This is a genomic window from Helicobacter pylori Shi112 (genome assembly GCF_000277405.1).
Taxonomy (GTDB): domain Bacteria; phylum Campylobacterota; class Campylobacteria; order Campylobacterales; family Helicobacteraceae; genus Helicobacter; species Helicobacter pylori_C.
This window is the reverse complement of sequence record NC_017741.1, coordinates 858,889-881,359: the sequence shown is the minus strand read 5'-3', so window position 1 is coordinate 881,359 and position 22,471 is coordinate 858,889. Positions and strand designations below refer to the sequence as shown.

Sequence of the window (22,471 nt, the reverse complement as noted above, 5' to 3'; positions counted from 1 at the left end):
TTTTTAATTAAAATTCTCAAGACCAAATACATTGGGAAAAAAGAAAAAACCATATCAATGGCATAGAGAGTTTTTGATCCTTTTAAAAAGGAGTGTGAGTTTAGGTATAAGGAAAACTTGTATCAAGCCTTGTTAAAATAGATTAGAAAAATCCGCTTTAAGTTGTCTTGACACAAATTTTAATTCTGTTTTGTTATGGATATTTAAAAAGGCTTTGTAGCATTCTTTAATTTAAGCAAATAAAATACAAATTTTTTAGAATATCGTAAATTTTCTAAACTTTCTTTATTTTTAAAAACCCATAGCAATCTTAATCCCAAACTCCATGATTTTAAATTCAAAGGAGCGTTCTTTAAAAACAATTCTGTGTTAAGTGTGTTGGCAATTTTGTTTTTGGTATGGTGGTGGTTTTCCAATTTAATATTAAGAAAAATTTGCTATAATAGGGGGATAAAAACAAAAAGAATATGAATGTTTGGTGGCAAAAATATTTGATTTGTTTGTGATTGGTGATTATTTAGCACTTGATTTTGTGAATAATTTTACCAATGGATTAAAGGATTTTCTTAGTGGTTTGTATACTGCTGTGGAGTGCTCTCTGCTAAAACACGCATTAGAACTCCGAGCAAGCGAGAACTTGTACAACCAAAAATAAAAGGACTGATTATGGGAAAAATTTTAGCTTCTTTGTTGGGTGGCGGAACAAATCTTTTTATGGGTTTATCTAGTGATTTGTTTTCTATGATATTAAATTTTTTGTTCTTTCTAATGTTAATGATGGGACTTAATGAAATATTAGAGAAGAAATTCAACTTACCCATGGATAATATCAAGAATTTTATGACGGAAGTGCTGAAGAATGGATTTGGTAGTATGAAAAACATGGGATCTGCTTTGATTGGCAATGGTTTTAGCAGTAGCAAATCAGACAAAACCGCTAATAAAATGGGTGTCCCCCAAGTAAAACTTTAGTGGTGTATTAACCATACTAAAGATGGAATTTTTTCATCTTTCACGGAGGGATTTGTTTGATCAACAAGGTTTTTACCGCCCTTAATTTTCTACTCGTTTCAAAAGAGACTTTAGAACAACAAGACAAAGGATTTTCACTCAGTAGAATCAAAGAATTAAAAGAGAAGCGCTTGTATCTATCAGATAAAAACAATTACAATATTAATAACTAAACCACCGCAATACCCACTAAAATCTGCCTTTTCACTACAAAAACCTTAAAAAACCAATGATTTTCCACCTAAAAACACGCTAAAAACGCATACTCTTTTTATGACTTTAATTTTATTAAACAACCTTTTTAAAAAGAACAAAAACTCTCTACGCCATTTATTCTTTAATTCTTTAAGAGTTTCACTCTATAGTGTGTTTTGATCTTATAGCCCACTAATCTATCATAAGATTTCTCGCTATTACACTATAATCTCATCAAGGTTGCTAAATTCCCTTAAAATGGGTAATAGCTCACTAGCTGAACATCATGATTTTATTGATTATTGATTTATGATTGATTTATGCTATTTTGAAAAGCTCAATATCCATTGAAAAATATTGAATAATCTCTCTGAATTTGGTCTTGAGAATTTTAATTAAAAACTTGTTTAACATCGTAATAGTGGTAACTTAAGACTCCTTTTTGAAAATTGAGTTATCTTGACCCTTTATTAAATGATAGGCTTGGTTATAGACAAAAGGAGTGTTGTAATTTATTGGATTTCATGGAAGTATCTTAACACTTTTTAGTTTAAATTGATCTATTGTTAGGAGTTGTGGGGACACTCCAATGTTTAGCAGAATACACTAAAAATTAAATGGATGAGATAGAACCATACTAAAAATAACCTAATGGGCTAGGCGCTTGCATATAGTGCTTTAAAGGACGGAGTTTTCGCTAGTAAGATAAAGTTATTATTAGAGCTTGAGATACTTACAAGAACCAGTTTTGCCATTGAGTCATAAGTATGATTAGCTTCATTGTGAAATTTGCGTGGCTTAAGAGATAGTATTTGCTTATTGCACTGAGAGAAACGAGTAGCAAAAGATAAGTAGTGTAATAAAAAAAGCTAGGTTTTGTTATAAGAGCAAATAAGAATAATATTGGATAAACTAAAATCACCCCTGCCCCATAAGAAAAAAGCCCTATTAAAAAACCTATAACGATAGAGCTAATATTGAACAGCCTATAATATAAGCTGTACTTATCTAAATGTTTATTGAAAGAATGTTTGAATTGTAAGAAGTTTTGTTTTAATTTGCTAATCGGTTGTTTCATTTTGGTTTTTAAAGCAATAGTTCAAGGCGGTGAACCTATAAAGGAGCATAAAATAATAAATATTTTACAAAACCACCCTAATCTAACTCCAAATCTCAAAGAATACCCCCACTTGCTGATACTAGCATGTGGTATAGCACAAACCAACGATTTGTTTGTTTATGCCAAACAAAGAACAGAAAACATCTGTTAAAGAACAAAGGAGTTTTTCATTTAAAAAACACTAGCCCATTTTATAAAAATAATCTTAAGAGAAACTTAAAAAATACCAACAAGCCGCATACAAGCAAGAAAAACATAACACTATAAGACCTGGATTTTACTTACCTTTTGGATATGGAAAAATTTTGATCCATAGTTTTGTAAAAATTGTGGTAAAATGCATTGATATTCTTTGAAATTTAGGTTACAAAAATTATAAGATGCTTGCAAAAATCGTTTTTAGCTCATTGGTTGCGTTTGGAGTTTTGTCGGCTAATGTGGAGCAGTTTGGTTCATTTTTCAACGAGATAAAAAAAGAACAAGAAGAGGTGGCTGCAAAAGAAGACGCTCTTAAGGCCCGCAAAAAGCTCTTAAATAATACGCATGATTTCTTAGAAGACTTGATTTTTAGAAAACAAAAAATCAAAGAGCTTGTGGATCATAGAGCTAAAGTTCTTTTAGATTTAGAAAACAAATACAAAAAAGAAAAAGAGGCTCTAGAGAAAGAGACAAGAGGTAAGATCCTTACTGCTAAGTCAAAGGCTTATGGGGATCTAGAGCAAGCCTTAAAAGATAACTCTCTCTATAAGAAACTTCTTCCTAACCCTTATGCCTATGTTTTAAACCAAGAAACATTCACCAAAGAAGATAAGGAGCGTTTGAGTTATTACTACCCACAAGTCAAAAACAGCAACATTTTCAAAAAAACTACCGCTACCACTAAAGATAAGGCTCAGGCTTTGCTTCAAATGGGTGTGTTTTCTTTAGATGAAGAACAAAACAAAAAAGCGAGCCGATTAGCTTTATCTTACAAGCAAGCGATTGAAGAATATTCCAATAACATTTCTAATTTATTGAGCAGAAAAGAATTGGATAATATAGATTATTACTTACAGCTTGAAAGAAACAAGTTTGACTCCAAAGCAAAAGATATCGCTCAAAAAGCTACTAACACGCTTATTTTTAACTCGGAACGCTTGGCGTTTAGCATGGCGATTGATAAGATCAATGAGAAATACTTAAGGGGCTATGAGGCTTTTTCTAACTTGTTGAAAAATGTCAAAGATGATGTGGAATTGAATACTCTGACTAAAAACTTTACCAATCAAAAATTGAGTTTCGCTCAAAAACAAAAATTGTGTTTGTTGGTTTTAGACAGCTTCAATTTTGATACCCAATCCAAAAAATCTATATTAAAAAAGACTAATGAATACAATATTTTCGTAGATAGCGATCCTATGATGAGCGACAAAACAACTATGCAAAAAGAACACTACAAGATATTTAACTTCTTCAAAACAGTGCTTTCTGCATACCGAAACAATGTTGCCAAAAATAATCCCTTTGAATAGGAAAGGAGACACTCTTGAAAAGTATCTTCAAAAAACTAGGTTCTGTCGCTCTTTATTTTTTAGTTATTTATGGGGGCTTAAACGCTATCAATACAGCATTATTACCGAGTGAATACAAAAAATTAGTGGCTTTAGGCTTTAAAAAAATCAAAACACTCCATCAAAGACATGACGACAAAGAAGTTACAGAAGAGGAAAAAAAATTCGCCACTAACGCTTTGAGAGAAAAATTACGAAATGATAGGGCGAGAGCGGAGCAAATTCAAAAAAATATTGAAGCGTTTGAAAAAAAGAACAACTCTTCTATTCAAAAAAAAGCGACTAAGCACAAGGGATTACAAGAATTAAATGAAACTAACGCTAACCCTTTGAATGGCAATCCTAATAGTAATTCTTCCACTGAAACCAAATCTAATAAAGATGATAACTTTGATGAGATGATCAATAAGGTGAATGAAGCTTTTGTGAAACCTGCTACTCCGCTTGTGCCTAATGAGTGGAGAACGCCTGAAATTGAAGCCATTATCAATGAGTGTATTATTTCAAGCAACGATTACGATGGGTTAAGAAAGTGTTTGATCAAAGGCATCAAGGATCAAAAAATTCTTGCCCCCTTATTAGAAAAAATTCAAGAAATAGAGACAGAAAATAACAAGTTTTCTAGACAACACTTGAGTGGTTTAAAGCTCGCTCTTAATAACAGCAACAATAGAACCTTTCTTATAGCTTCGTGTGCTATTTGTGAGAAGAGAAAAAAAGAAATGGAGCAAGAAAATAACTACCAAGATACTACAAATGCAAGTGAGTTTGGAGCTACTGATACAAAAAAAAATGAAGCAAAAGATGCAGCATTCTCAAACAATCGCTCTAAATCTGAACTGCCCAATAGCGTCATTAATCAAATAGAACAAAGCATCGCTCATGGAAAAAAATAGCGATCAAAATTATTAGCTCAAAAAAACAACTAGAGAAACAAATCCCAAAGGTTAGAAATCATAGCTTGTTGTCTCAGAAAAATCATTTAACAATAATCTTACTTGATTGCCTTTCTTGTAGGTATTGTCGCTTACTTTGTTCTAGGGATATTTCTAATGCGTCCAACTTCTCTAAATAATTTAAAAAGACCTTGTTGTGAGCTAACATAAGCTTTCTGATTCCTTTGATGAAATTTTTATTCTTTAGGCTTTCTACAAGCGTCTGTGAAGCAGTGATTAAGGAAGCTGTACCTCCAATGTTGCTCTGATACGCCTTTAGAGAAGTTTCTAAACGCTCTCTTATATTTTGTTTTTCTTGCTCGATTTTCAGCTTCCCCTCACAATAAAGAACTAAAACTTTATCGGATATTCCGCATTGCTGATCAGCAGTGTTTTGGTCTAAGGGATTGATTTTCATATAGGTTAATAAAAGTTCAGGGCTAGACATATAAGTCTTGAAAATCACATCTTCTGAGATGAAAAATAACTCATTCGCTTCAAAATTGGCTTTCAATAACGCTAAATCTCCCCTCAAAGCAATGGCTGCTTTTTTGATGTTTAGAGCATCTTCTTTACCTATATTAGCGCTAGGGCTAGTGGTTGAAAAAATCTCATCTAAGTTTTTGAGCACTTGTTGGTTGGTCTCTTTGTAGGTTCTATCAAGTTGCTTTAAGCCGCTTGTTATATCTTCTGCCATCAAAACAGACAATAGCAAAAAAGAAGATATGGTATTTTTCACGAGTGTTTTCATTTGACAATAACTTTAGAGCTAGCAATGTTTCTTGCTGTCGTTTCTCTCTCTAATTTCAGTTGTTCTTCCCAAAGGTCGGCTTTTTTTTCAAGATTCTCTATATAGTTTAAATGGTTTTCTGCGTTTAAGATAGCAACTTCTATGAGCGCATTCAAATCTACTGATCCTTTTAAGGTTTTGATTTCTTCATTGATCCCATTCAAATAAGCGATATTTTGAAAATCTGCATCATTCAGTTTATTTTGAATAAGGGCTACAATCTTTCTGTAATTCTGAATAACCTGTTCCATAAGGCATGCTGAAATTTTTAGCCCATCAAGATAGGGGCATTTTGTGGGTGCCAGAGTAAATGTTTCAATGATTCCAAATGGTGCACCCATGCTTGAAAAAAAACTAAGAGCAGGCTCGTAGATGGCGCTTTGAAACAAAGCCTGACCTGTTAGGGAATTGTAGTCAATAAGGGTCGCTTTTTGCATAGCCACTTCCAACCATGTTTCAAAACCTTTTAAAGTTTCTTCAAACGCCTTGATACCAATCGTATTGTAAGCGATGTATTTAGTGTTGTCAGAAGAACTTCCTAGAGCTTGAGAAAGCATTTCCATTTGTGTTTTTAGGGTAACGCTCGGTTCAAAGCTGTTTTTTAACGCTTCTAAGAGAGCGTTTTGCTGGTTCATTTTGAGCTTGATTATTTCGTTATTTTTTTGGAGCGCGATTTGCATGTTTTGGATTTCTGTTTGGGTATTAATTTTTTGTTTTTCTACGATCATTTTGACATTTCCCCCCAATGCGCTAAGCGCGCTTGAATACCCTTGCATGATGCCAAGCAAGATGTCTGAACCTGCAAAAAACCCCCCTGTCATGCCATTGACACCATTAATAACACCATTAGCCCCTTTTAACATAGCGCTCATAGTTGCAAGCTGAGTTCTCAATTCTCCCTCTATTTGCGCTTGAATGGCTTTTTCTTTGGCATTAGATTGAGCCTCTATGGCTTTTAATTCGGCTTGAGCGGTTTTTTGTTTGGCTTGTGCATCCGCTTGAATGGCTTTTAAGGCAGGTTCAAGCGTTATTACTGCCTCTCCACCATTCAGAAACAAAAAAGTTAAGAAAGAAAATATGCTTAAAAAATACTTCACATCTCTTTCCTCACTTCACGATTATTTTAGTTTGCACCCTTTCTGTTAGGTAGCTATCTTTTTGCCCCTTAAGTTTGTCTTTGATGTAATCAAGATAAGTCAGATGTGATTTCAAAAAAGATTTATTCGCTACTATATTGTAGTTATATAGCGAGCTTATGTTAGAAATCGCTTGAGTGTCATAGGTGCTAGTAGCTAATCCTGATTGATTAAGTATCATTTGAGAAGCGTTTTGCAACAAATTGGTATTGTTTTTCACAAATTCTATATAGTATTCTCTCAAAATTTCTGCTACTTTTTCAGCATAGCAATAAACGACAAGAACTTTGTCCCCAGTAGGGCATGCAGGAGTGGTCATAGGATTAACGCCTGAAGTTAGGGCATTAGCGGCTAACGCTTGGTATTTGGCATAAACAGTGGGCATAGAGACACTCATAGGAGTCATAGAAATTTGCATGCAACTAAAAAACACTTTTGATGAGCTAGCAAGCGCACCCAAAGCGGTACAGCTATCAAGGGAATCGGCTGTATCATTCATTGAGCTGTTGCTTGCTTGAGAACGCAGTTGCTCTTGTAGGGCTAGGGCGTATTTTGGTGTTGCACTTGTAATATTGCCTAAGATACCGCTCATCATTTCAACCGTTGTTGGCACGCTAGGAACAGCGATTTGATTCGTCGCATAAGCTTCAATAGCACTGGGATTTTTAGGGGTAGTGTTACTCGCTAAAATGCTTGCAATCTGACTATTAACAGCACCAATTTGCGCGCCTTGCGTGTTGCCTTGCGCGTTAAATTCCCCTGTTAATTTGCTAATATTTAAGATATTGTTCCCCACAGCCATGCTTTGATCGTTAAAACCTTGATACAATTGGTTGTATTGTTGGTTAGCGGCTTTCATAGGCATGCTTACGGCTTCAGCGATGCTCTGATTGTATTGGGTCATGATAGCGGTCATTTGCGGATTAGTAAATGCCACAACAATAGGAATAATCGCTGCTGTCATAGCACCCGCCACTATTCCTGCAAATGGCCCTGCAACACCACTTGTGCTTGAGATGACTGATGAGACTTGCGATAAGAAGCTTGCAGAAGATGATTCATATATAGCTTGTGTGCCTGCCATGTTAATACCCCCCTAAGCTTGGTGGTAAAAACGATGAATCTGGATATGTTGGTGCATAACCATACATGAAAGGATTGTTTGGTCCGTAATCGCCCATCATTTGGCTCATGAGAAGATTTTGAATGCCCCACATCGCATTGATACCTAGATTATCATTAGGTTGAAAACTCCCTAAACTTATGTTATCAAACTTGATATTAACATTCTTATCATTATAGTCATTGAGTATGGCCACTTTTTGCTCTAGGGTTTCTTTAGGGATCTCTATTTTTAGTTGATCTCTAGAAACAAGCCCCACGCTATTTAGTGCCATATCTTCAGGACTAATATCTTTTATATCAGTGTTTTGGTCAGCGTTAAGCGGAGCGTTAAACATACCAATGATAAGACACCAAGCAAATAGTAATTTAATTTTATAAAAATTCGTTTTCATACTTTTGACTCCTTTATTCTTATTTTTAGCACTATTCTAGCACATTAACACCACTCAATCGCTATTTTTGTTTTGATCTTTTTGATCGAGCATTTTGTTTGTTACTTCATCAATGTTTTGAAAATATTTTTCAAAAAGCTCTTTCTTTTTAGCTTCAACGCTCATATCAACCTGAATCCAATTAGGAACAATGGAGTCCATGATTAAATGCGTGAAGTCATAGGCATGACTTGTTGGGTATATTTTGTTCTGAACATAGTATTCTAAAAAATTCGCTTGAACAAAAAAATTCTCTATATCGCTCTGCATATCCTCGTTTATGTTGTTATTGATAGGTTTTTCTAGTAATCTGAGAATCCTATACGACTGCATGATAGTTTCTAGCATGGAGTAAACATAAACATAAACTAATGATACAAAAGAATTATTTTCTTTAAACGAGCTTGCGTCATTCTTCCCACTTTGAAGAGGAATCAATCTTGATAGTGTTTTTTGGGGATCTTGCCCATCGTTTATTTCTTTAAAAAAGCGGAAGTCTAAATCCTGATTACTGAGAAATGACTTGACAAAGTGAAGATTAGCATTGAGACTATCTATGAGACCTGAATAAAGGTGTTCTGCTTTGACATCATCTATATTTAAAACATTCTCATAAAACACATTGACATGGTCTTCTAAGAAATTAGAAAAATCATAAAGAGTGGTAAGGTTTTGTTCAGTGATTTCGCCTTCCATTTCTTCTTCTATGAAGTCCAATTCTTCTTTCAGTTCAAAAAGATAATTAGAAAAACTATCCAAAATCGTCAAGACATCATTTTCTAAAATTTTCAATAATTTTTGTTCACGCAAACTTTGTTTCATTTTAATACTCCTTTATTTGTTGATACATTTGCCTCAAGGCCTGATATTTATCTATGATACTACGATTTTGTATAATCTTGTCAATTTCTTTGACAAATACAGTATCTGTGGATAAAATTTTCAAATATTCTTTAGGAATGCCTCTCAAATTAAAACTAGCGATAACGCTAGGGCTTCCATCTTGTTTGTAGAGAATTTTCCTATCTAGCCCCTTAGTGATGATTTCAAATTCTTTTTCTGTAACATTAGCTAATCTTTGGTAATCAGAAAGATTGCCCCCATCGTTTCTCAAAAAAATCTTTGTAGGGCATTGTTCTCTAATAGTATCAGCAATAGGGCAAGCCAAAAGATCAGTGATGCTTTGAGTCGCAAGTCTAACAATAGCGTTTCTTTTCCTTGCAGTTTTTAGCATGTCTCTTACAAAATAAGCGACCTTTGGATCGCCTAAATATTTCCAAGCTTCATCAATATCTAAGACAAATCTACGCCCATCCATTGCCTCTTGGATACGAGCGAAAAGGTAAAAACAAATAAAGGGCGAAACATCATTATTGTCTAGGAAACTTGACCCATCAACGCCAATAATCGTTTTTGAAAAATCTAAGCGATCTGTTGCTTTATTATCAAAAAGCCATTGAAATTCACCATTGGTTGATTTACAAAAAGGCGCTAATCGCGCGACAAGCCCATTAGGATCATTGTGGTCTTTTCCGAAAGCATTAATAAGTTGAGTGATGGGATAATCTAGGTTCATATCTCCTGTGATAAGGTTGGTTACTGCCGCTGCAAGCGTATTAGAATCAGTTAGGCTAAAAGAGATGCTGTTGCCATTTTCATCTTTTTCATCGCTTTTGGTTGCTAAGTTTTTCACAAGCTCTTTGACAACAGAAATAGCTGTTTGTTTTTGCTCCATTGTTGTATTTGTTTTTTGCACACAAGCCGCCCAAGCAAAAGGATTTAATCCTGTATCTGTCCCTAGCTCAATTTTGACATACTCCCCACCCATTGCGACAATATTCCCATAAGCGCCATAATCTTTATCCATATAGACCATAGTGAGCTTTTGCTTGTCTTTGCTGACATTAGCAGGAAAATTGTGAGCAAATTGTCCCATAGCGTTTAGAGTCATTGACATAAACACTGTCTTACCTGAACCTGTTGAGCCAAGTATCAAAGTGTGTCCTGCTGAAGCTGAACCAAAATCAGTAGGCATGTGGAAGTTCAGATAAAAAGGCGAATTGATCTCGCTTTTTAGCGTCATGACGCTATTACCCCAAGCGTTATTCTCTTGATTGCCATCAAAACTCATCGCTCTCATAGCGATAAAATCAGCAAAATTATTAGAAGTTACATCAAAAATAAAAGGAAGCGTAATAAAAGAGCAATGTTTGGCAAAAAAGTAATTTTCCATAGAGAAAGTCGCTGCGTTGGCTAAAAAACCTTTAGCGTTAAGACTAGAGACGCATTCCTTGACGCTTTGTTTCATTTTTTCAAAGCTATCAGCAAACAGCACTAAAGAATTACCATAACTGCCTAGCGTAATATCACCATTACCCACTAATTCGCTCAAGCAACCTAAAGTCATGCCCTGCTCTTTAGAACCCCCACTAATAATAATCCTTCTAGAGGTGAAAGCTAGCTTGTCCTTTAAAACCTGTGAGTTTTTAGGCGAATAAGCATGCATAAAGATAAATTCGCTGTCTAGAGCGTTGATCTTGTCAAACAAATCGCTCTGTGATTTAGGGGCGTATTCACTAATCTCAATAGCGCTAAAATATTTTTCACTCAAATCATCATTTAAGATTTTTCCATGCTTATTGGCAAAATAAACTTCTTTCACCCCACCATGCATTTTTTCCTTGAGATACAAGTCTTTTCTGTTGCAAATAAAAGGGGCTTCATTCATTCCCACAAGAAAATTGTAAAACTCGCATTGTTTGGAATAAACAACCCCATCTTTAATGTATTCTTTTAATCTAGTGGGGTGGTATTTACTCAATAGCTCTTCTATGAGCTCTATCTTATCCTTGAAGTTTTCAAGCTTGGCTCTAATAATCCTTTGAAACTCTTCAAAATTATTGTCTGCAAAATGCTTTTTATTCATAACAGGTTCATTGAGAGTGTCTAATAAATCTTGCTCTATGGTCAGAAAAAAACTAATATCATAAAAGCTTTCTCTCTTTTGCTTCTCATTATAGGCTCGCATAAAATCATTAGAAAAAGCAAGACTATAGTCCCTATTGGTTTCATCAATAACGATTTTCTTTTTAACAGTGTGAAAATAGAATTTGAATTCAGGGGTAACAAAATTCCTAAAAACGCTATAAATAGAAGCGTGTAACTCTATGAGATCTTTTTTGGAAGTGGTTAAAAAATCAATGCCCCCCAATTTGATTGTGCCTAAAAGAGAATAGTTGTTAGTAAGGATCACCCCATCATCTAAAAAACATTCATAGCTATTCGCCAAATAGGAGTTTGCAGCACTCACAAGTCTGTCTTCTCTGTTTGGATTTAAGTGGATGTCATTAGCCATTTCTTTACTAGGCTTCATGGAAAAAATGCTCATGAATGCTTTGTTTTTCACGCCCTTAAACAAAAAAGGTTTTTTAAATTTCATCGCTCGCTCCATTCTTTGATAAAGCCTATAATCTTTCTTGAATCCAAGAGCTACAAGCACAATAACAATCGCCACAATCAAAACAGGTTCATAGGCTTGAAAAAGAATAACAGATAATACAATTGTTACAAACAATATAAATATAGAGGAATAAATAAAAGTTTCAGGGAAACCAAACAACCTATTCCCCCCATCAAACAAGACTTTAAAAAAGGGATTGACGCCTTTTTGCATGTCTGCTTTAAGCTCTTCTATTTTTTGAAACTGCCGCTTTTGAACCTCTTGCTCTATGATTAGCTTTTTTTGTTCGTCAGCTTGCTTGCTTGCCACAAACACCCCTCTCCTTATAGATATACCGCTTCACATGTAATCGTATAAAAGATTTTTTTGAGAGACTCTATAGTGCTAATATGTTTCAAAAGATCATTAGGGTCATAAGAATTGAATACGGCCAACAAAACATTATATAGCTTATCATCGCATAGAATTTCTCTTGTTTCTCCGCGCAATGACAGAAAGCAGCGTTGTTTGTTGGTCGTGCTGATGCTTTTGAAAGTAAAAAAGTCTTTCACTTCAGGATTGATCTGTAATTCTACATTCAACCCCATTTCTTTACCTTTTTCATCAAAGATTTTTTCAATAATTGGATCGTAATGCTTCAAATCCTTTATTTTTTTAAGGACTCTATTGACAATCACGAAGTCAAAAACTTCATCTTTGATAATATCGGGATTGACTTCTTTGAAAGTTACTTTCTTGTCTTTCAAATTTTTGATAGTCGCCTTGAAACTATCAAAATCTAAATTCGTATAAACACGCCCACTAGGAGTGTTTTTTTCTTTTTCTAGCGCTTCTTTTTTCGCTTGATTATCATCATTTGCTGACCCATACGAACTGAAAACAACGAGACTTAAGAGAACTTTCAAAAAAAAGTCTCTTAGTTTTTTATTACTATTATTGTTGATCAATTTAGCTAGCTCCTCCACCTTCGCCAATATTGAAGCCAAACTTAGTGCTCAAATAGATAATACCGCCTGCCACCGCTAACATAGCTATGGGTTGTGCATAAGCAAAAACAGTCGCCTGACCTCTTTTGATGTCATCAGAGATTTTCCAAATATCCGCTATGCCTTTGACCCCTAGAGCGCAACCACCTACGATCGCTAAAACAGAAATGATCTGAACAACCAAAGTTTTAGTCTCACTAATGCCTGTTGCAGGATTGCTGACCGCCATTAAAGGATTGGTTGTTATCACTAGCCCTAAAGTTACTACAACCTTCTTGTAGCTGTCAGTGATTCTTGTAAGAAATTTCATGCGTTTCCTTTCAGATTGAAATAATGGTGTTATTATACCAAAAAAAAATATTTTTACCACCTAACGCCGTAAAGCCCCTAGCTTTAGCTATGGGGATACAAGGCGAAACGCATTAGGCGTTAATAGCGTATCAGTGTTGTCGTTATATCCAAAAATAATGCTAACGCTATCAATATCTTGTATCAGTTATTTTTTTTAAATATAATACAAATATGAGACGCTGTTTTATACAAAAACAACCACAACATTGTCTATTCTTGCAAATACCATATTGTGTGGTGTCCTAAATACAGGCGTAAGGTATTAGTAGGAGCTGTGGAATTGAGATTGAAAGAAATCATTCAAGAAGTGGCTAAAGAATTGAGAGTGGAAATCATAGAAATGCAAACTGATAAAGACCATATCCACATTTTAGCTGATGTTGATCCAAGCTTTGGAGTGATGAAATTCATTAAAACCGCTAAAGGTCGTAGCAGTAAGGTATTAAGACAAGAATTTAACCACTTAAAAACAAAACTGCCTACTTTATGGACTAATTCTTGTTTCATTTCAACAGTGGGTGGTGTGCCTTTGAATGTTGTCAAACAATACATTGAAAACCAACAAAACAGCAACCGCCCTAAGCAAAAAGAAAAATGGAAAAATTATGTTGATAACCTACAAACAAAAGCTCTACACCAATGATAAGACTAAGCATATAGACACACTATTAAGGCGTTATGGGGTGCTGTATAATCATTGTATCGCCTTGCACAAACGCTATTACAGGCTTTTCAAAAAGTATCTAAAACTTTACGATCTGCAAAAACACATCACCAAGCTAAAAAAGACCCATCGTTATGCTTTTTTAAAAACACTAGGCTCACAAACCATACAAGATTTGGCTGAGAGGATAGACAAAGCGTTCAAAAAATTCTTTAACAAACAAGCCAAACTGCCACGATTCAAAAAAGTAGCCAACTACAAGTCTTTCACTTTTAAGAGTCAGATTGACAAAAAGACAGGATTGAATAAGGGAGTGGGGTTTGCATTAAAAGACAATGTTATTTCTTTTAATGGTTATAGATACAAGTTCATCAAAACTTATGCGTTTATAGGGAAAATAAAAACTTTAACCATTAAGAGAGACAACACAGGCGATTATTTCTTGTGTCTAGTCTGTGAATTAGAAAACCATCCTAACAAGCAAACCGCATGCGATAAGAGCGTGGGTTTTGACTTTGGGTTAAAGACTTTTTTGACAGGGTCTGACCACACTAAGATAGAATCGCCTTTGTTTTTCTCTAAATACTTGCCTTTAATCAAACGAATTAGTAGAAACCTTAGCAAAAAAATTAAGGGTTCTAATAACTTCAAGAAAGCTAAAAAGAAATTGACTCAGTTGCACCAAAAAATCAAATGTTTAAGGACCGATTTCTTCCATAAATTGGCTTTGAAGCTGAGCAGAGAATACCAAACGATCTTCATTGAAGACTTGAACATGAAAGCCATGCAAAAACTTTGGGGCAGAAAGGTGAGCGATTTAGCTTTTAGCGAGTTTGTGAAGATCCTTGAAAATAAGGCTAATGTCGTTAAAATTGATAGATTTTATCCCAGTTCTAAGACTTGTTCTAATTGCCTGTTTGTCAATGAAGAAATTAATAAAGATTTCAGAAAAAGCGGCAAGACAGGTGATGAATACCATTGCAAGCATTGTGGCTTGGTGATAGATAGGGATTTGAACGCAGCTATCAATATTCGCAGGGTAGGGGCATCTAAACCCTAGGTGTAGAATTTGTAAGACCTACTTGTTAGGCAGAATTTGCTTGATACCAAAAGAAGTCCCATAGCTTTAGCTAGAATCCCCTAGCTTTAGCTATGGGGAGTATGTCAAACTTTCACGCAAGCACCACTAGATTAATTGGTCTTGCGTGTATCCTTTTTGATTCAAATAAAAACCGACACTTTTGTTTGACAATTGACACAATTTAGAAACAATAAACCTACTTGTCCCAACCTTTTTTGTTTCTCAAGTCATTGTAGAATTGTAGATCTTTAGGATCTTTGATGTATTTTTTAATAGTCTCAGGTTGAAACCTAAAAACAAGCAAAAACAAACCCAAGCTGATCAGAGTGAGAATAAAGCTCCATTTTAAGCAACTCCATAGACCACTAAAGAAACCTTTTTTGAAGCTGTCTTTGAAAATCTGTCCTATTGATTTGTTTTCCATGCGAATCACAAACACCTAAATCACAAACACACACTTATGGTAAGTATGACACACACAAACCAAACTATTTTTAGAACGCTTCATGCACTCACCTTGCTTCCAACCATTCCTCCAACCATACTTTAGCATTGCATTTGATTTCTTCTTGAAGGCTCATTTCTTATTTTTTTTCTTGTTAAAATTTGTCTATTTTAGCAAGTTTTTGTTAATTGTGGGTAAAAATGTGAATCGTTCCTAGCCTTTAGATGCTTGCAACGACTGGAATTTTTCAATATTAACAAGATTAATGAAAAAATTCCTAATATTGTATTATAATAAAAGTGTTCAAAGATTATAAATTGACCACTCAAGCGTGTAGTGGTTTTTAGCAGTCTTTGATACCAAATTAGCTGTAAAGGAGAAACAATGGCTAACGAAACCATCGATCAAACAAAAAAACCAGATCAAACACCAATCGTTGATAAGAACGATAATAAAGCGATCAAAAATCCCACCAAAAAGAATCAGTTTTTTTCAAAACTTACCGATTTGTTTGCACTTGGCAAAAAACAATCTTCCGATCTCGAAGAAACGCTCAATCAAGAGCCAAGGTCTAATGTTGAACAAAATATAGCCACTACCACCAACATGCAAGGTTTACCTCAAGCTAGGGATTTGCTTGATGGAAGGGGTAATTTTCCTAAATTCACTCTTGGTGATATGGAAATGTTGGATGTTGAGGGTATCGCCGACATTGATCCTAATTACAAGTTCAGCCAGTTATTGGTTCACAGTAATGTTCTGTCTTCTATGTCAATGGGGAGTCATAGCAACATGGAACCTGAAAAAGTTTCATTGTTGTATGGGGATAATGGTGGTCCTGAAGCTAGGCATGATTGGAACGCCACCGTTGGTTATAAAAACCAACAAGGCAACAATGTGGCCACACTCATCAATATGCATCTTAAAAACGGCAGTGGGTTAGTCATAGCGGGTAATGAAGGTGGGATTAACAACCCTAGCTTCTATCTCTACAAAAAAGACCAACTCACAGGCTTGGAACAAGCGTTGAGTCAAGAAGAGATCCAAAACAAAGTGGATTTCATGGAATTTCTTGCACAAAACAGCACTAAATTAGATAACTTGAGCGAGAAAGAGAAAGAAAAGTTCCAAACTGAAATTGGAAATTTCCAAAAAGACCCTAAGGCTTATTTAGACACCCTAGGGAGTGATCACATTGCTTTTGTTTCTAAAAAAGACAACAAGCATTTAGCTTTGGTTACCGATTTTGGTAATGGGGAATTGAGCTATACCCTCAAAGATTATGGGAAAGAACAAGATAGAGCTTTAGATAGGGAGACAAAAACCACTTTTCAAGGTAACCTAAAAGATGATGGCGTGATGTTTGTCAATTATTCCAATTTCAAATACACCAACGCCTCCAAGAGTCCTAATGAGGGTATAGGCGCTACGAATGGCGTTTCCCATTTGGAAGCAAATTTTAGCAAGGTAGCTATCTTTAATTTGCCTAAATTAAATGGTCTCGTTCTCTCTAATCATCCTGTAAGGCAAAATTTAGAGGATAAGGTGATCGCTAAAGGATTGTCCCCAAAAGAAGCTAATAAGCTCGTCAAAGACTTTTTGAACAGTAACAAGGAATTGGTTGGAAAAGTTTCAAGTTTCAATAAAGCTGTAGCTGAAGCTAAAAATACAGGCAATTATGGCGGAGTGAAAAAAGCTCAAAAAGATCTTGAAAAATCTATAAGGAAACGAGAGCATTTAGAGAAAGAAGTAACGAAAAAAATTGAGAGCAAGAGCGGCAACAAAAATAAAATGGAAGCAAAAGCTCAAGCTAACAGCCAAAAAGATGAGATTTTTGCGCTTATCAATCAAGAGACTTATAAGGAAGCAAGAAATGCCAGTTACGATCAGAATCTTGAAGGCATCAGGAGGGAATTGTCTGATAAAATTGAAAATATCAACAAGAATTTGAAAGACTTTAATAAATCTTTTGATGCGCTCAAAAGTGGCAACAATAAGGATTTCAGCAAGGTAGAAGAAACGCTAAAAGCCCTTAAAAGCTCGGTGAAAGATTTGGGTATCAATCCAGAATGGATTTCAAAAGTTGAAAACCTTAGTACAGCTTTGAATGAATTTAAAAATGGCAAAAATAAGGATTTCAGCAAGGTAACACAAGCAAAAAGCGACCTTGAAAATTCCATTAAGGATGCGATCGTCAATCAAGAGATAACGGATAAAGTTGACAATCTCAATCAGGCTGTATTAGTGGCTAAAACGGCATGCAATTTCAGTATGTTAGATCAAGCGCTAGCCGACCTCAAAAACTTCTCAACGGATCAAAAATTGGATCAAAAAAATGAAAGTTTCAATGTTGGAAAAGATTCTGATCTACAAAAATCCGTTAAAAATCGTGTGAATGGAACCCTAGTCGGTAATGGGTTATCTAAAACAGAAGCCACAACGCTCACCGGAAAAATTTCGGGTATTAAGAAAGAATTGAATGAGAAATTTGCAAATTTCAACAATAATAATGGACTCAAAAACAGTGCAGAGCCCATTTACGCTCAAGTTAATAAAAAGAAAACAGGACAAGTAACTAGCCCTGAAGGGTCCATTTACGATCAAGTTGCTAAAGATGTAAGTGCAAAAATTGACAAACTCAATAAAATTGCATCAGCAAGTAAAGGAGTGGACGATTTCAGTGGATTAGGATTAGGGCGATTAGCAACGCGATTAGATGGCCGTGAACCCATTTATGTTACGATTGATGATCTCGGCGGACCTTATACTTTGAAAATGCATGCTGGAGATGATAATCTCAGGAGTAAGGTAGGGCTTTCAAGGGATCAAGAATTGACTCAGAAAATTGGCAATCTCAATCAGGCAGTGTTAGAAGCTAAAGCAGGTCTTTTTGTAAACCCACAACAAATGACACATCTAGAACAAATGATGCATGGACTCAAAGATTCTACAAAAAAGAATGTTGTGAATCTATGGTTTGAAGGTGCAAAAAAAGTGCCTACTAGTTTGCAAGCGAAATTGGACAATTACGCTACTAACAGCCACATACACATTAATAGCAATGTCAAAAATGGAGCAATCAATGAAAAAGCGACCGGCATGCTAACGCAAAAAAACCCTGAGTGGCTCAAGCTCGTGAATGATAAGATAGTTGCGCATAATGTGGGAAGCGTTCCTTTGTCAGATTATGATAAAATTGGATTCAACCAAAAGAATATGAAAGGTTATTCTGATTCGTTCAAGTTTTCCACCAAGTTCAACAATGCCGTAAAAAACATTAAGTCTGGCTTTGAGCAATTTTTAACCGATTGCTTTTCTACAGGATCTTATAGCCCGAAGAAAGCGGAATATGGAGTTACAAAAAGTGGTTTCCAGAAATCTTAAAGGATTGAGGAATATCAAAAACGCAAAAACCACCCCTTTCTAAAGAAAGGGGATTCCTAACTAAAAAGAGAGAATTTTAGGAGTTGCAAAAATGAAGCATGGCATTGGTTTTGTGGATGTGAGTGTTCCTTATTAGGGGTATAAGTTAAGCCTTCATCTAGCAAGAATTGAAGATGTGGGGGAATTTACTCTGTTTTGCTTGCATGCTTTTGGGGATGGATTAAATCTTAATGAATTATCGCAAGTTACAGAGATTGATTCTATGACCATTCAAAAACACCTAGATTTTTTAGTAAAGCGAGGGTTTGTGGATGGAAAGCATTTAGCGTTTTACAATTTGAGCCATTCTTTAGCCTGTTTTTCTAGCCAAACCACATCGCCACTCGCATGAAATTCCACTTTAGGGAATGTGCATGCGTTTTTCTTAAGGGCGTATTTTTGCTGCAAATATTCCACAATAGCATCGCCAGAATGGATGAGTAGGGGGGGCGTTGAAAGGGCAAAATGTTCCATAAAATAGCCCTCAATTTGGTGAGCGATCAAGGGAAAATGCGTGCAACCTAAAATAACCACTTCAGGCAAGATCTCTAATGGAGTGAAATAATAACGCATGCAAGTTTCTAGCAATTCGCCCTCTAAAATATTTTCTTCAATCAAAGGCACAAAAAGAGAAGTGGCTAAATGCGAAACATTCAAATATCCTTGTTGTTTCAGGGCGTTATCATAAGCGTTGGATTGAATCGTCGCTTTTGTCCCTAACACTAAAATAGGGGCGTTTTTATCTTTTACTTGTTGTTTGATCGCTAAAATGCTTGGCTCAATCACGCCCACAATAGGGATTTTGGAATGCTTTTGCATCTCTTCTAAGGCTAGAGCGCTCGCTGTGTTGCATGCCACAATCAATAATTCAATCTTGTGCGGTTTGAAAAAATCCAGAGCCTCTAAGCCAAATTGCTTGATCGTGGTGGGGTCTTTAGTGCCATAAGGCACTCTAGCGCTATCGCCATAATAGATGATTTCATCAAATGATTGCACTTTTAAAAGGCTTTTTAAAACGCTAAACCCTCCCACACCGCTATCAAAAACGCCTATTTTCATGACACTTTTTTAATTTAATGGGATTAATTAGGGATTTTATTTTTCATTCATTAAATTTAAAAATTCTTCATTGTCCTTAGTTTGTTGCATTTTAGAATACACAAAGCTTAAGGCTTCTATGTCATCCATTTGTTGCATCACATTCCTTAAAACCCACACTTTAGTCAAGCGGTCTTTGCCAAGCAAGATATTATCTTTTCGTGTGCCGGATTTTAAAATATCAAAGGCCGGGTAAATGCGCCTGTCTGCAATATTCCTCGCTAAAACGATTTCGCTATTCCCAGTGCCTTTAAATTCTTCAAAAATCACCTCATCCATTCTAGATCCCGTTTCAATCAATGTAGTAGCGATAATCGTCAAGCTCCCGCCTTCTTCAATATTCCTTGCGGCTCCAAAAAAGCGCTTGGGCCTGTGCAAGGCGTTCGCATCCACGCCCCCACTTAAAACCTTACCGCTTGAAGGCGTTACAGCGTTATACGCTCTGGCTAAACGGGTGATAGAATCCAATAAAACCACCACATCTTTTCCCATTTCCACTCGCCTTTTAGCCCTTTCTAGCACCAACTCAGCGATTCTTATGTGGTTGTTTGCGGGCAAATCAAAAGTGGAGCTAAAAACTTGACCTTTAACGCTTCGTTGCATATCCGTAACTTCTTCAGGGCGCTCATCCACTAAAAGGATAATCAGTTCCACTTCAGGGTGGTTAGAGGTGATGCCTTGGGCGAGTTCTTTCATCAGCTCCGTTTTCCCAGTCCTTGGTGGTGCGACGATCAAAGCCCTTTGACCTTTCCCCACAGGGCTGAATAAATCCAGCATTCTGCCGGTAACTTTAGTGGGTTCGTATTCTAATTTGATTGGTTCATCCGGGAATAGGGGGGTTAGATTGTCAAACAAAGGGCGGTTTTTAATCTCATCTGAAGGCAAATAATTGATGGCCTCTATTTTTAAAAGGGCGTAGTATTTTTCCTGATCTTTTGGGGATCGCACTTGACCGGTAACAATGTCGCCATTCCTTAAAGCAAAACGCCTGATTTGAGAAGGGCTGACATAAGTGTCGTTATGCCCGTCTGAAAAACTCCCATCAAACCCCCTTAAAAAGCCATAGCCATCAGGCATGATTTCTAAAATCCCGGTAAAAAGAATGTATCCGCCTTGCGTAACTTGGGTTTTTAAAATTTCAAACATCAAGTCTTGTCGTTTGAATTCTTGGGGGTTTTCCACTTTGAGCTTGTTAGCGATTTCTAAAAGCTTTTCAGTAGGGTAGGTGCGTAAATCTTCAATGTGATAACCGCTCACTGGCGTGTGTGTTTTGACTTTGTGCGGACTCTTGTGTGCAGGCGCGTTTTCGTTCATTAAATTTCCTTTTAACAAAAAGAGGTTTCTAGTTTGTTGCAATTAAGATAAAAAATACAAAAAGCAAATAAGGCAAAATGGTGTAACCAACAAGATATTTAAATTAAAATGGTGGATGCCATAAGGTGTTGGATTTTGTAATGATCATGCTATCATAAGTTTTTTAACAAAGTCAAATTTTATTTTAACTTTAGAGTGGTTTTAATTTATTGTTACTTATGCTATAATTTTAAGTTTAAATTTAAAAATAAAGGATACTTGATGAAAAAAGGCATTCACCCTGAATATATCCCATGCAAAGTTACTTGCGTAACTAGCGGGAAAGAAATTGAAGTTTTAAGCACTAGACCTGAAATGCGTATTGATATTTCTAGCTTTTGCCACCCTTTCTATACCGGTAGCGATAAAATCGCTGACACTGCAGGGAGAGTAGAGAAATTCAAGCAACGCTACAACTTGAAGTAACTCTTTTAAAAAGCGTGGCTTTTTGTGCTGTATTTTTTGCCCACTCCTATAGGTAATCTCGCTGACATTACGCTACGCGCCTTAGAAGTTTTAGGGCGTTGCGAGGTTTTTTTATGCGAGGATACAAGGGTGAGTAAGAGGTTGTTGCACTTGTTTACACAAAACCCTATTATTAGCCATTCTTTCCCTAATATCGCCACTCAAAAAAGGGAGTTTATCGCATTCCATTCGCACAATGACCAGGAATTTTTAAACAAAGTAGAGCTTTCTTTTTTTGACAAAGAAATCGCTGTGATGAGCGATGCGGGCATGCCAAGTTTGAGCGATCCAGGCATGAGTTTAGTCGCTCACGCTTTAAAACATGACATTCCCTACGATGTTTTGCCTGGGGCTAACGCGCTCACTACGGCGTTTTGCGCGAGCGGGTTTTTAGAAGGGCGGTTTTTTTACGCCGGCTTTTTACCTCATAAGAGTAAGGAAAGGCGCTTAAAAATCGCTAAAATTTTAAACGCTTTAGCGTATTTAGAAGAAAAAACTCCGGTGGTTTTTTATGAAAGCCCGCACCGATTGCTAGAGACTTTAAAGGATTTAAACGATTTGGCTAAAGGCATGCATTTGTTTGCGGCTAAAGAGCTTACCAAACTCCACCAGCAATACTATTTAGGAGAGATTTCTCAAATCATAGAGCGGTTGCAACAAAGTAATATCCAAGGGGAGTGGGTTTTAGTGCTTTTGAATGAAAAAAAAATAGAGCCTTGCCTGGGGCTATCGGCGTTATTGGAGTTGGATTTACCTCCTAAAATTAAGGCTAAAATTGAAGCCGCTATGACACAAAAAAACGCTAAAGAGCTTTATTTCCAGCGTTTGTTAGAAGAAAAAAATCAATAAAAG

22 protein-coding genes and 2 pseudogenes are annotated in these 22,471 nt (G+C 35.9%); 11 read left to right on the top strand and 13 right to left on the bottom strand.

The annotated features are described in order from the left end of the window. Positions 1–138: 138 nt before the first annotated feature. Positions 139–359, bottom strand: a pseudogene (locus tag HPSH112_RS08770) (CCA tRNA nucleotidyltransferase); the annotation flags it as partial. A 116-nt stretch (positions 360–475) separates the two neighbouring features. Here HPSH112_RS08770 and HPSH112_RS08765 point away from each other — a divergent pair. From HPSH112_RS08765 to HPSH112_RS08595, 3 genes are read left to right on the top strand one after another with little or no spacing between them, the layout of a single operon-like run. After that, positions 476–655: a hypothetical protein gene (locus HPSH112_RS08765; RefSeq protein ID WP_000225828.1), complete on the top strand. Its 180-nt coding sequence runs from the start codon at positions 476–478 to the stop codon at positions 653–655. Beyond that, entirely contained in the window at positions 592–972 is a 381-nt protein-coding gene (locus tag HPSH112_RS04260; RefSeq protein WP_080024708.1) for a cag pathogenicity island protein, read from the top strand. The genes HPSH112_RS08765 and HPSH112_RS04260 overlap by 64 nt, the downstream gene beginning before the upstream one ends. Positions 973–1,028: 56 nt before the next feature. Continuing rightward, positions 1,029–1,184, top strand: a complete 156-nt coding sequence (locus HPSH112_RS08595; protein ID WP_000608963.1) for a hypothetical protein — start codon at positions 1,029–1,031, stop codon at positions 1,182–1,184. Positions 1,185–1,939: 755 nt separating this feature from the next. Here HPSH112_RS08595 and cagP read toward each other — a convergent pair. Next, positions 1,940–2,284 carry a cag pathogenicity island protein CagP gene (cagP, locus tag HPSH112_RS04255; RefSeq protein ID WP_041199800.1) on the bottom strand — a complete coding sequence of 115 codons (345 nt, stop codon included), beginning with the start codon at positions 2,282–2,284 and terminating at the stop codon, positions 1,940–1,942. A gap of 422 nt (positions 2,285–2,706) precedes the next feature. Here cagP and cagM point away from each other — a divergent pair, with 422 nt between their 5' ends. Together cagM and cagN are read left to right on the top strand one after the other, a co-directional pair. Continuing rightward, positions 2,707–3,837: a type IV secretion system apparatus protein CagM gene (gene cagM / locus HPSH112_RS04245; RefSeq protein ID WP_000879910.1), complete on the top strand. Its 1,131-nt coding sequence runs from the start codon at positions 2,707–2,709 to the stop codon at positions 3,835–3,837. 14 nt (positions 3,838–3,851) lie between these two features. Beyond that, positions 3,852–4,772 (top strand): cag pathogenicity island type IV secretion system protein CagN, encoded by a 921-nt coding sequence (gene cagN, locus HPSH112_RS04240; RefSeq protein WP_000835485.1) that lies wholly within the window; start codon positions 3,852–3,854, stop codon positions 4,770–4,772. A gap of 82 nt (positions 4,773–4,854) precedes the next feature. Here cagN and cagL read toward each other — a convergent pair whose 3' ends face one another. The 3 genes from cagL to HPSH112_RS04225 are packed head-to-tail and all read right to left on the bottom strand — an operon-like array spanning position 4,855 to position 7,653. Beyond that, on the bottom strand, positions 4,855–5,562 hold the full coding sequence (gene cagL / locus HPSH112_RS04235; RefSeq protein ID WP_000855278.1) for a cag pathogenicity island VirB5 family T4SS-associated adhesin CagL: 708 nt from the start codon (positions 5,560–5,562) through the stop codon (positions 4,855–4,857). Beyond that, positions 5,559–6,698: a cag pathogenicity island type IV secretion system translocation protein CagI gene (gene cagI, locus HPSH112_RS04230; RefSeq protein ID WP_000873306.1), complete on the bottom strand. Its 1,140-nt coding sequence runs from the start codon at positions 6,696–6,698 to the stop codon at positions 5,559–5,561. The genes cagL and cagI overlap by 4 nt, the downstream gene beginning before the upstream one ends. Before the next feature lie 10 nt (positions 6,699–6,708). Then, complete coding sequence (locus HPSH112_RS04225; RefSeq protein WP_041199799.1) at positions 6,709–7,653, bottom strand: hypothetical protein; 945 nt, start codon at positions 7,651–7,653, stop codon at positions 6,709–6,711. Here HPSH112_RS04225 and HPSH112_RS08760 point away from each other — a divergent pair. Next, positions 7,640–7,837 (top strand): hypothetical protein, encoded by a 198-nt coding sequence (locus HPSH112_RS08760; RefSeq protein WP_041199798.1) that lies wholly within the window; start codon positions 7,640–7,642, stop codon positions 7,835–7,837. The two genes, HPSH112_RS04225 and HPSH112_RS08760, sit on opposite strands and share 14 nt — an antisense overlap. On the opposite strand, the gene cagG is transcribed toward HPSH112_RS08760, so the two are convergent. From cagG to HPSH112_RS04195, 5 genes are read right to left on the bottom strand one after another with little or no spacing between them, the layout of a single operon-like run. Further along, positions 7,823–8,254, bottom strand: coding sequence for a cag pathogenicity island type IV secretion system translocation protein CagG (gene cagG / locus HPSH112_RS04215; RefSeq protein WP_000855894.1), 432 nt, complete (start codon positions 8,252–8,254; stop codon positions 7,823–7,825). The genes HPSH112_RS08760 and cagG overlap by 15 nt on opposite strands. A gap of 54 nt (positions 8,255–8,308) precedes the next feature. Continuing rightward, positions 8,309–9,115 carry a type IV secretion system chaperone CagF gene (gene cagF / locus HPSH112_RS04210; protein ID WP_000814234.1) on the bottom strand — a complete coding sequence of 269 codons (807 nt, stop codon included), beginning with the start codon at positions 9,113–9,115 and terminating at the stop codon, positions 8,309–8,311. Between the two features lies 1 nt (position 9,116). Continuing rightward, the gene (gene cagE, locus HPSH112_RS04205) at positions 9,117–12,068 is read right to left on the bottom strand and encodes a cag pathogenicity island type IV secretion system ATPase CagE (protein ID WP_000495973.1); all 2,952 of its coding nucleotides are present in this window, start codon (positions 12,066–12,068) and stop codon (positions 9,117–9,119) included. A gap of 8 nt (positions 12,069–12,076) precedes the next feature. Beyond that, positions 12,077–12,700, bottom strand: a complete 624-nt coding sequence (gene cagD / locus HPSH112_RS04200; RefSeq protein WP_000609454.1) for a cag pathogenicity island type IV secretion system protein CagD — start codon at positions 12,698–12,700, stop codon at positions 12,077–12,079. A 1-nt stretch (position 12,701) separates the two neighbouring features. Continuing rightward, a complete protein-coding gene (locus HPSH112_RS04195; protein ID WP_000670886.1) occupies positions 12,702–13,049 on the bottom strand; it encodes a CagC family type IV secretion system protein in 348 nt (115 codons plus the stop codon). A 246-nt stretch (positions 13,050–13,295) separates the two neighbouring features. Between HPSH112_RS04195 and tnpA the strand changes: the two genes are divergently transcribed. Further along, entirely contained in the window at positions 13,296–13,733 is a 438-nt protein-coding gene (gene tnpA / locus HPSH112_RS04190; RefSeq protein ID WP_041199789.1) for an IS200/IS605 family transposase, read from the top strand. Next, positions 13,696–14,843, top strand: a pseudogene (locus HPSH112_RS04185) (RNA-guided endonuclease InsQ/TnpB family protein). The gene tnpA and the pseudogene HPSH112_RS04185 overlap by 38 nt, the downstream one beginning before the upstream one ends. 188 nt (positions 14,844–15,031) lie before the next feature. Here the strand turns inward: HPSH112_RS04185 and cagB are convergent. Next, a complete protein-coding gene (cagB, locus tag HPSH112_RS04180; protein ID WP_000428880.1) occupies positions 15,032–15,259 on the bottom strand; it encodes a cag pathogenicity island protein B in 228 nt (75 codons plus the stop codon). Between the two features lie 405 nt (positions 15,260–15,664). On the opposite strand from cagB, the gene cagA reads away from it, so the two are divergent. Beyond that, complete coding sequence (gene cagA / locus HPSH112_RS04175) at positions 15,665–18,664, top strand: type IV secretion system oncogenic effector CagA (protein ID WP_001262943.1); 3,000 nt, start codon at positions 15,665–15,667, stop codon at positions 18,662–18,664. Positions 18,665–18,994: 330 nt separating this feature from the next. Here the strand turns inward: cagA and murI are convergent, their stop codons facing one another. Next, positions 18,995–19,762: a glutamate racemase gene (gene murI / locus HPSH112_RS04170; RefSeq protein WP_000690404.1), complete on the bottom strand. Its 768-nt coding sequence runs from the start codon at positions 19,760–19,762 to the stop codon at positions 18,995–18,997. A gap of 36 nt (positions 19,763–19,798) precedes the next feature. After that, entirely contained in the window at positions 19,799–21,115 is a 1,317-nt protein-coding gene (rho, locus tag HPSH112_RS04165; protein WP_001004684.1) for a transcription termination factor Rho, read from the bottom strand. A 261-nt stretch (positions 21,116–21,376) separates the two neighbouring features. On the opposite strand from rho, the gene rpmE reads away from it, so the two are divergent. Beyond that, positions 21,377–21,580 (top strand): 50S ribosomal protein L31, encoded by a 204-nt coding sequence (gene rpmE / locus HPSH112_RS04160; protein WP_000715282.1) that lies wholly within the window; start codon positions 21,377–21,379, stop codon positions 21,578–21,580. 24 nt (positions 21,581–21,604) lie between these two features. Then, positions 21,605–22,468: a 16S rRNA (cytidine(1402)-2'-O)-methyltransferase gene (gene rsmI / locus HPSH112_RS04155; protein ID WP_000965310.1), complete on the top strand. Its 864-nt coding sequence runs from the start codon at positions 21,605–21,607 to the stop codon at positions 22,466–22,468. Positions 22,469–22,471 lie beyond the last annotated feature (3 nt).

What these genes read in the sequence shown, in the direction of transcription:
- cagF (WP_000814234.1), bottom strand. Translation starts at nt 9,115, where the DNA reads ATGAAACAAAGTTTGCGTGAACAAAAATTATTGAAAATTTTAGAAAAT.
- HPSH112_RS04225 (WP_041199799.1), bottom strand. Translation starts at nt 7,653, where the DNA reads ATGACCGCTATCATGACCCAATACAATCAGAGCATCGCTGAAGCCGTA.
- murI (WP_000690404.1), bottom strand. Translation starts at nt 19,762, where the DNA reads ATGAAAATAGGCGTTTTTGATAGCGGTGTGGGAGGGTTTAGCGTTTTA.
- cagM (WP_000879910.1), top strand. Translation starts at nt 2,707, where the DNA reads ATGCTTGCAAAAATCGTTTTTAGCTCATTGGTTGCGTTTGGAGTTTTG.
- HPSH112_RS04195 (WP_000670886.1), bottom strand. Translation starts at nt 13,049, where the DNA reads ATGAAATTTCTTACAAGAATCACTGACAGCTACAAGAAGGTTGTAGTA.
- cagL (WP_000855278.1), bottom strand. Translation starts at nt 5,562, where the DNA reads ATGAAAACACTCGTGAAAAATACCATATCTTCTTTTTTGCTATTGTCT.
- cagA (WP_001262943.1), top strand. Translation starts at nt 15,665, where the DNA reads ATGGCTAACGAAACCATCGATCAAACAAAAAAACCAGATCAAACACCA.
- rpmE (WP_000715282.1), top strand. Translation starts at nt 21,377, where the DNA reads ATGAAAAAAGGCATTCACCCTGAATATATCCCATGCAAAGTTACTTGC.
- cagB (WP_000428880.1), bottom strand. Translation starts at nt 15,259, where the DNA reads ATGGAAAACAAATCAATAGGACAGATTTTCAAAGACAGCTTCAAAAAA.
- rho (WP_001004684.1), bottom strand. Translation starts at nt 21,115, where the DNA reads ATGAACGAAAACGCGCCTGCACACAAGAGTCCGCACAAAGTCAAAACA.
- HPSH112_RS08760 (WP_041199798.1), top strand. Translation starts at nt 7,640, where the DNA reads ATGATAGCGGTCATTTGCGGATTAGTAAATGCCACAACAATAGGAATA.
- cagG (WP_000855894.1), bottom strand. Translation starts at nt 8,254, where the DNA reads ATGAAAACGAATTTTTATAAAATTAAATTACTATTTGCTTGGTGTCTT.
- cagP (WP_041199800.1), bottom strand. Translation starts at nt 2,284, where the DNA reads ATGAAACAACCGATTAGCAAATTAAAACAAAACTTCTTACAATTCAAA.